This window comes from Thalassoroseus sp. (assembly GCF_984380535.1).
Map to the genome: position 1 here is coordinate 188,715 of NZ_CFHRBF010000020.1, position 6,884 is coordinate 195,598.

Consider the following 6,884-nt stretch of genomic DNA (forward strand, 5'->3'; position numbering starts at 1 on the left):
TATCACGATAATTGATTGTCAATCGAGTTGGTAGGGCGATTGTGCGGATGGACGGGGCAGGGTTTCAGCGGTCCGTCGGTGTCCACCACGCATCGAGTTGGTCTCGCAGTTGTTGCACTCGCTGAGCTTGGTCCGCGAGATTCGCCAGGTTCTGTCGTTCGTGCGGATCGGCAACGACATCAAATAGAGCAGGCGTTTCCAGGTATCGGCCCCATGGCTTTTCGTGGGCACGCGAGTGAGGCACGATCAACTTGTAACGTCTGTCGCGAATCCAACGGTAGGCAACGTTGCGAGACGGGTTATGCAGTACGGATGCATCGCCAGGATAGATCTCACCAAACACCGGACGCTCGGCGAGCTGGGCCGTTCCGATTGCAGATGACCACAAACTTTGCCCTGGCAGATCGGCGACTGCTTGTGGAAGGTTTAACGCGTCTAGAATCGTGGGCATAAGATCCACACTGTGGCACAGTTCCGAGTGCGTAGCGGGCGTGGTGTGTCCATCCCAGCGGAGGAGGATCGGGGTGCGTAAGCCGTCTTCGAAGGGCGAACGTTTGCTGGTTTTCGTGTAATTGAAGTCGCCGCCACTCATGGGTTGTTTAGCGTCGGGCGTGAAACCGTTGTCGACCACAAAGACGAACAGCGTATCGCCCGTCAACTCGGTGTCTTCGAGATACTGCACCAACCGCCCGACGGTATCGTCGAACCAGGAACACGCCGCGTAATAAGGAATCGCATGACGCGGGACGTCGGGATTGTTCTCGTATCGCGTGCGGAATTTCTGTGGGGCATCGTGGGGCAAGTGTGGGAGAAATGGAGCATACCAGATGAAAAATGGGTCATTCTGGGTTTGGCAATCGTCGATGAAATCAAAGATCGGCTGCATGGTTTCGCGACCGATGACGAGCCCGTGATCACCGTTGCCGTGGGCGACGAGATCCCCATTCGCCAGGCGTTTGTTGCCGAGGGCTCCCGGAGGTTCCGAGGGTTCCGCGATCGTCATGCCTGCGGTGAAACCGGCGTTTCGCCAATGACCTTCCCAGTATTTCCCGGTCTGGAAACAACGGTATCCGTTCTGGGCCAAAATTCGTGGCAGCGTGGGAACGGCACGAATGAGTGAGGTCGCCCGGTTTCTGAGCCGATCGTACTCCGTTTTATCGATTCCTTCTGATCGCGTGAGCTTCCCGAAGCCGGGTGGGGGATGATTGAAATGCACACCGTGCTGGTGCGGGTACAATCCGGTGAGCAATGTCACTAGCGACGGCCGACACACGCTACTAGGCACATAGCCGTTGGGATACCGCGCCGACTGTGACGCCAACCGATCGAGATGCGGCGTGTGCACCTGCGGATGACCCATAAAACCAAAATCGGTATAGGTTTGGTCATCCGAGATGATCATCACCACATTTGGACGCGTCGCAGCGGTGGAGTTCTCGTTGCTTGCGAACAGACTGCAGACCAGAAACAAACACCATCTCGCGGAATGATTCATGGCTTCAATTCCGATCTGTCTCGGTTCGCTGTTCAGTCGTCACCTTGGAAGATGCGGCAATAGCTTTCGTAGCGGCTCGGTGAGATGAGTTCTTCTTGCACGCCGAGTTTCACGCCACAACGGTCTTCGTGCGTATGCGTGCAATCGGGGAAGTGGCATCGGGTGACGAAAGGACGAAACTCGATGAAGTACGCTTCGACTTCTTCCTTGGCGACATCCCACAGATCGAATTGCCGAATGCCGGGGGTGTCAGCGACCCAACCGCCGGAGTTCAACTCCAGCAACATCGCCCGGCGGGTGGTGTGAGTGCCTTTTTGAGACCAACCGCTGACGGCCCCGGTTTGCAGTTGCCAACTGGGTTCAACTCGATTCAGCAGCGAACTTTTGCCGACACCGCTTTGCCCCGTAAACACGCTCTGCTTCCCGGCGAGCAATCCTTGCAGTCTCGGGATGCCTAACCCGGTTTCGGCACTGGTGAGAATGACATGATATCCAAGTCTTGCATAAAGTCCGACGACCGGTTGAAGTTCGGCAGGGTCGACGAGGTCCGCCTTGTTAATGCAGATAATCGCGGATACGTCTCCCTTCTCTGCCGAGACAAGGAAACGGTCGATCAGATTGGGCTTTAACGGCGGATCGGCTGCGGACGCTACGATGACGGCAGTATCGATGTTCGCGATGATGACGTGTTCTTGGTTTCCGCTTTGTCGCGAAAGCACGCCGTGTCGTGGTTCGACACGTTCGATCACGCCCTGCTCCATGCCACTTGGCAATGTTTGCCCAGCGGGTTGAAACTTGACACGATCGCCGGTCGTGACGGCATTTCGGGCATCTCGCGCGATGGTTCGCACAACCCGGCGGACCGTACACTCGTATTGAGTCCCATCTGTGGATTGGACGATCGAGTTAAGCCCGACAGCCGTAATCACACGCCCATCAAGACATTGGGATTCGTCGATCTGACGGATGAGGTGGCCGTTTTCGTCCTCGACGACCCCGATCACCGTGCGATGCCGGGTGAGGTCGCCTTTTCCGCTTAGGCGTTCTTCGGCAGCGAGATCGGCAATTCCTGCTTCGTTGTCACCGGCTTTGAGTGCGTCTCGCGTGAGATCGTTTCGACGGGCCTTCTTCTCGCGGTTTTTACGGAACTCGACCCGTCGTTTTTGTCCTTTGCGTTTACTCACGGTGCGAATTTCCGCAGCAACGGCCGTCGTTGAAACTGTGGAAACGTCAAGAACTGGAATTCCGAGCGCTGCTTCATCCTCAAATCCGTTCTAATCATCCATGAGCCATTTCAATGCTTCGTCTTCATCGGGATCGAGATCGAGTTCAACTGGTGTTTTCTCTCGTGTTCCCAAGGTCTGCTTGGCGTCGATTTCCCGATCGGATTTCCGATTTTTCGGTCGTCGGAGTGGCTTTTCGATACCGGCTTTCTCAAGCAGACTCATGGACATCACGTCGTTGGATGCTTCTTGAGGGGCCGGTCCGTTGGCTTCAAACTGAATTTCATAGCGATGTTTCGCGACCGTGACAATATCACCCGGTTGCAACCATTTGGTGTCACAGCGATTTCCGTTCACCTTGATACCATTTGCACTGCCGAGATCGCGGACCTTCCAGTATCCGTTCTCGAATGTCAATTCACAATGCTGAGAGGAAACATTGGGGAAATGCAGGGTGATATCGCAATGATTGCGTCGTCCGACCAGCAAAGTGGTTTTCATCAGCGGAATCGGGTCGCCTCCGCCGCATGGAATAAGTTCGCCGAGTTTTTGTGTCATGGAAGTTCGAAGCTAACAAAGCCTTAAAAAATGGGACGGCCCGGCTTATGGTGCCACTTTCGAGCGACAATAATTCACTCTACTCCTGGCAAAGAGGTCCGTCAATTAGGGAGTTTACTCAGGCTAGAAACGCAAAACAGCTTCGAAGATCAACAAAAAACGACGTGCCCATCGAAATGGACACGTCGCAAGAATCAAATGTTCAACCCAAATTCCGAAATTATCCCAGCAGACTGAGAACTTGCTGCGGAGCTTGGTTGGCGATCGACAACACCGAGATACCCGATTGCTGCAGAATCTGAGCTTTCGTCATCGCAGCGGTTTCGATGGCGAAGTCGGTATCGGTGATTTGGCTTCGAGCTTCGGAAATGTTTTCCAAGGCCACACCGAGCGTCGAGATGTTGGTCTCGATCACGTTCTTCTGCAACGCCCCGAGTCGGCCACGAAGTGTCGTTACCCGTTCGAGGGACTGATCGATAATGTCGACCAAATCCTGACCGGAAATCCCGCCCGAGCCCACATCGAGAAGGCTCTTGCCGTTACCGGTACCAAGTTCGAACAGCTTTCCGGTGATGCCACCCAGTCGAGCGGTGTTGACGGCTTCCAAACCGATCCCGATCTGACCGGACGGGTTCACTTCCTGACCGATTTGGAACAGACTTCCGCCGCCGGTCACGCTAATGCTGGTGGTTTCATCGACCAGGTTGCTGGCTGCTTGGAATGAGATCGTCGCGTCCAGCGTGCTGGTTCGGATGGTGGCGTCCAATCCGCTCGACGAGGCGTTTTGCCCGTTGATCGTAACGCCGATGTCCAAACCCGTGTCTCGACTCGAAACTGCACCGGTGGTGTCGACGGTGTCGAACGACCCACCCAACACGTTGAGCGAAACGCTTTCGGCACTTCCGAAGTTAACACTTGAGAGCACCACTGCCGCATTTTCGCCACCTTGAAGCTCGGTAGCGGATTGCGAGAACAAGGTTCCACCGGCGGTACCGTCGATCGAAACCAGGTCACGAAGCGTATCGCTTTCGGCAATCAAGGCCTTCAAGTCGTCTACGGTGCTCGTGATCGCACCGGTTGTGTCGTCGACGAGGTTGAAGGTAATGGTTTGATTGCCATCCTCGTCGGCAGTACCCACCGTGGCACTGATTTCGTCGCCGGTGCCAACCGCGAATGCGACGCTGATCGTGCCTGTCGAGCCATCGGCTCGGTTGTCGATCACGGTCAAGGTGGTTGTCGAGTCGGTTCCGTTGATCAGTGACTCGGCGGTGTTCAACGTGGTGGCCGAAATCACGGTGCTGGTGGCGGTGCCTTCAGCCGGTGCGATTTCGATCAAATCGTTGGCGGTGGCAGCAGCACTGCCTTCGGCACCACCGGCCAACAGAGCTTGGATGTCGGCGACGGTCGAGTTGACTGCTCCGCTGCTGTCCGTTCCCAGGGTAAAGGTGATGATCGTCGGGTCAGCTTCAGTGCCGGCACCGGTGATCGCCACCGAAGGTTCGGCATCGGCCAAGGATGCAGCTGCGAACTGAACTTGGATATTGTTACCGGCATCGCCGTTGGTTTTTGCGGTGATGTCGATCGTTGGAGCTTCCGCTCCGCCGGTAAGGGCTTCGCTAGTCGCCGTGTTGGCCACAACGGAAGTCGCGTTCGAGCCGGAATAGCTGATGTCGAGCAATGCCGCTGCGGCGGTTTCACCAGAGGTTGACGGGCTATCGAGAAGAGTCGCCAAGTCGTCAATCGTAGCACCAGTCGCGAGGCTGATGTTCACCGTATTGCCATCGACCGACACGCTCGTTGCGGACGCCCCGGTGCTGACATTCACCGCGAGATCGTTGCCGTCTTCGCCAGCGACATCAGCGGTAAAGGTGACGGTTTCCGTATCGACACCGCCAGCCAAGTTCGTTTGGGCTTGGGTATTGGCGATGGTGTCGGTCGGGATCAAACCGCTGCCGTTGTAGGAAATGCTCAGCAATTCCGCGGCGGCAACTTCGTCGGCGGTTTGGGGATCGTCGAGCAAGCTGACCAAGTCAGCGACAGTGGCGTCGCTTCGCAAGTTGAAGGTCACATCAGAACCAGAGACCGAAACCGAGTTCTCCGTCGCACCGCTGGTGACGGTAACGGTGAGGTCGTCGCCGGCCGTTCCGACGTCGTTGGCGGTGAAGGTCACGTCCGACGTATCCAAACCACCTTCGAGGGCAACGTTACCGGACGGCAAATTGAAACCGGTAGCCGTTTCATCATCGGCAGACAGGGTGATCAAAGCAGCTGCATCGACTGCGTCCTGAGTTGCCCCAGCGGCCAACAAGGCTTGCAAGTCGTCGATATCGTTACCGGCAGCAACCGTGAAGGCGATGACGGTTGGATCGTCTTCAGTTCCGGCTCCGCTAACGCTAACGGCAGCAGCGGCACCGGAGGTGAACGTCACTTGAATGTTGTTACCAGCGGCACCAGCGGTGTCGGCATCGATGGTCAGCGTGTTATCCGCACCGGCGGTGTTGCTGTTCAACGCCACCGTGGTTCCACCGTCGTTGGCAAAGTCGAAGGTACCAGCGTTGTCCACCGTGACAGCGAAGTCCGTGCCGCCGCCGTCAATGTTGATGGCTTCGATCGCGGTTTCGATGGCGGCTGCCGTGTTGTTCCCCGGAGTGTCGGTATCGAGGGCAATTCGGATTTCACGACTATCGGCATCGAAGGTCGCGCTGAGAGCGTTGCCGGCACCGGCGTCGGTGAAGACGATGTTGATATCGTTACCGGCGGTCCCGTCGGCAGCTTCACCGGCGATCGCAGCGACCGTGATCGCCCCTGCACCGGCACCAGACGTGACGATGGAGTTCGACGTCGCTTGTGCGGTTGCACCAATGACGACCGTTTGTTGGGCAGCGACTTCCGAAACCGCTTCAAAGTCCAACGAACTGGCTGTACCTTCGATCGCGTTGAAGCTGAAGGTGGCAGCCGTCGCGGAACCGATTGCGGCGGAAAGTTCGGCGGCAACGCCTTCTTCACTTCCCAATTGCAAGGCGTTCTTGACGGCGGCGTTCACGCCGGTCGAATCGCTCACACCGTTGATGGCGGCGGCGATGTCTTCGACGGAGGCGGAATCACCCAGGAACAGCAATTCGTTGCCGTTCGCACCACCGACTTCGATCGTGGATCGTTCGGTCAGTCCGCCACCGAAATAAGCCAACTGGGCTTTCTCGGCTTGGCTGGTGACTGTGGCTTCGATTTCGATCGACTCGTTGGTTCCGAGGACGGCTTCGTTGATTTTGAAGTCGGAAAGTTTTGCCGAGTCAGCGGTCGAGATCGATGTGTTGAACGCTTTGCTGCCGTCGAGAAGTCGGTCGCCGGCGAATGATGTATTCGATGAAATTCGGTTGATCGCGGACAAAGCCGTATCGATCTGAAGCTGATTCGCTTCTTTTTCCGCTTGCGACAACGCCCCGTCGTTCAAGCCTTCTTGAACCAGACCGCGAATCTGGTTGAGCAATCCACCGATTTCCCCAAGGGCACCATCGGCGGTGGCGATCACGTTGTTAGCGCGATTGCTGTTCTTGATCGATTGCTCGATCGAGGTGACTTGCAATCGGAGTGTTTCACTCGCGATCAAA

4 protein-coding genes are annotated in these 6,884 nt (G+C 56.5%); all 4 read right to left on the reverse strand.

Annotation, left to right across the window (positions count from 1 at the left end; genetic code table 11):
• Nucleotides 1–64 precede the first annotated feature (64 nt).
• Complete coding sequence (locus tag AC5DDB_RS24970; RefSeq protein WP_491742481.1) at nucleotides 65–1,495, reverse strand: sulfatase family protein; 1,431 nt, start codon at nucleotides 1,493–1,495, stop codon at nucleotides 65–67.
• A gap of 32 nt (nucleotides 1,496–1,527) precedes the next feature.
• Entirely contained in the window at nucleotides 1,528–2,679 is a 1,152-nt protein-coding gene (rsgA, locus tag AC5DDB_RS24975) for a ribosome small subunit-dependent GTPase A (protein ID WP_491742482.1), read from the reverse strand.
• 90 nt (nucleotides 2,680–2,769) lie between these two features.
• Nucleotides 2,770–3,276, reverse strand: coding sequence for an FHA domain-containing protein (locus tag AC5DDB_RS24980; protein ID WP_491742483.1), 507 nt, complete (start codon nucleotides 3,274–3,276; stop codon nucleotides 2,770–2,772).
• 220 nt (nucleotides 3,277–3,496) lie between these two features.
• Nucleotides 3,497–6,884: beta strand repeat-containing protein (locus AC5DDB_RS24985; protein ID WP_491742484.1), on the reverse strand; the 3,388-nt coding region annotated here is incomplete at its 5' end.

Excerpts from the sequence above, each read along its gene's own strand:
- AC5DDB_RS24970 (WP_491742481.1), bottom strand. The coding sequence starts at position 1,495 with ATGAATCATTCCGCGAGATGGTGTTTGTTTCTGGTCTGCAGTCTGTTC.
- AC5DDB_RS24980 (WP_491742483.1), bottom strand. The coding sequence starts at position 3,276 with ATGACACAAAAACTCGGCGAACTTATTCCATGCGGCGGAGGCGACCCG.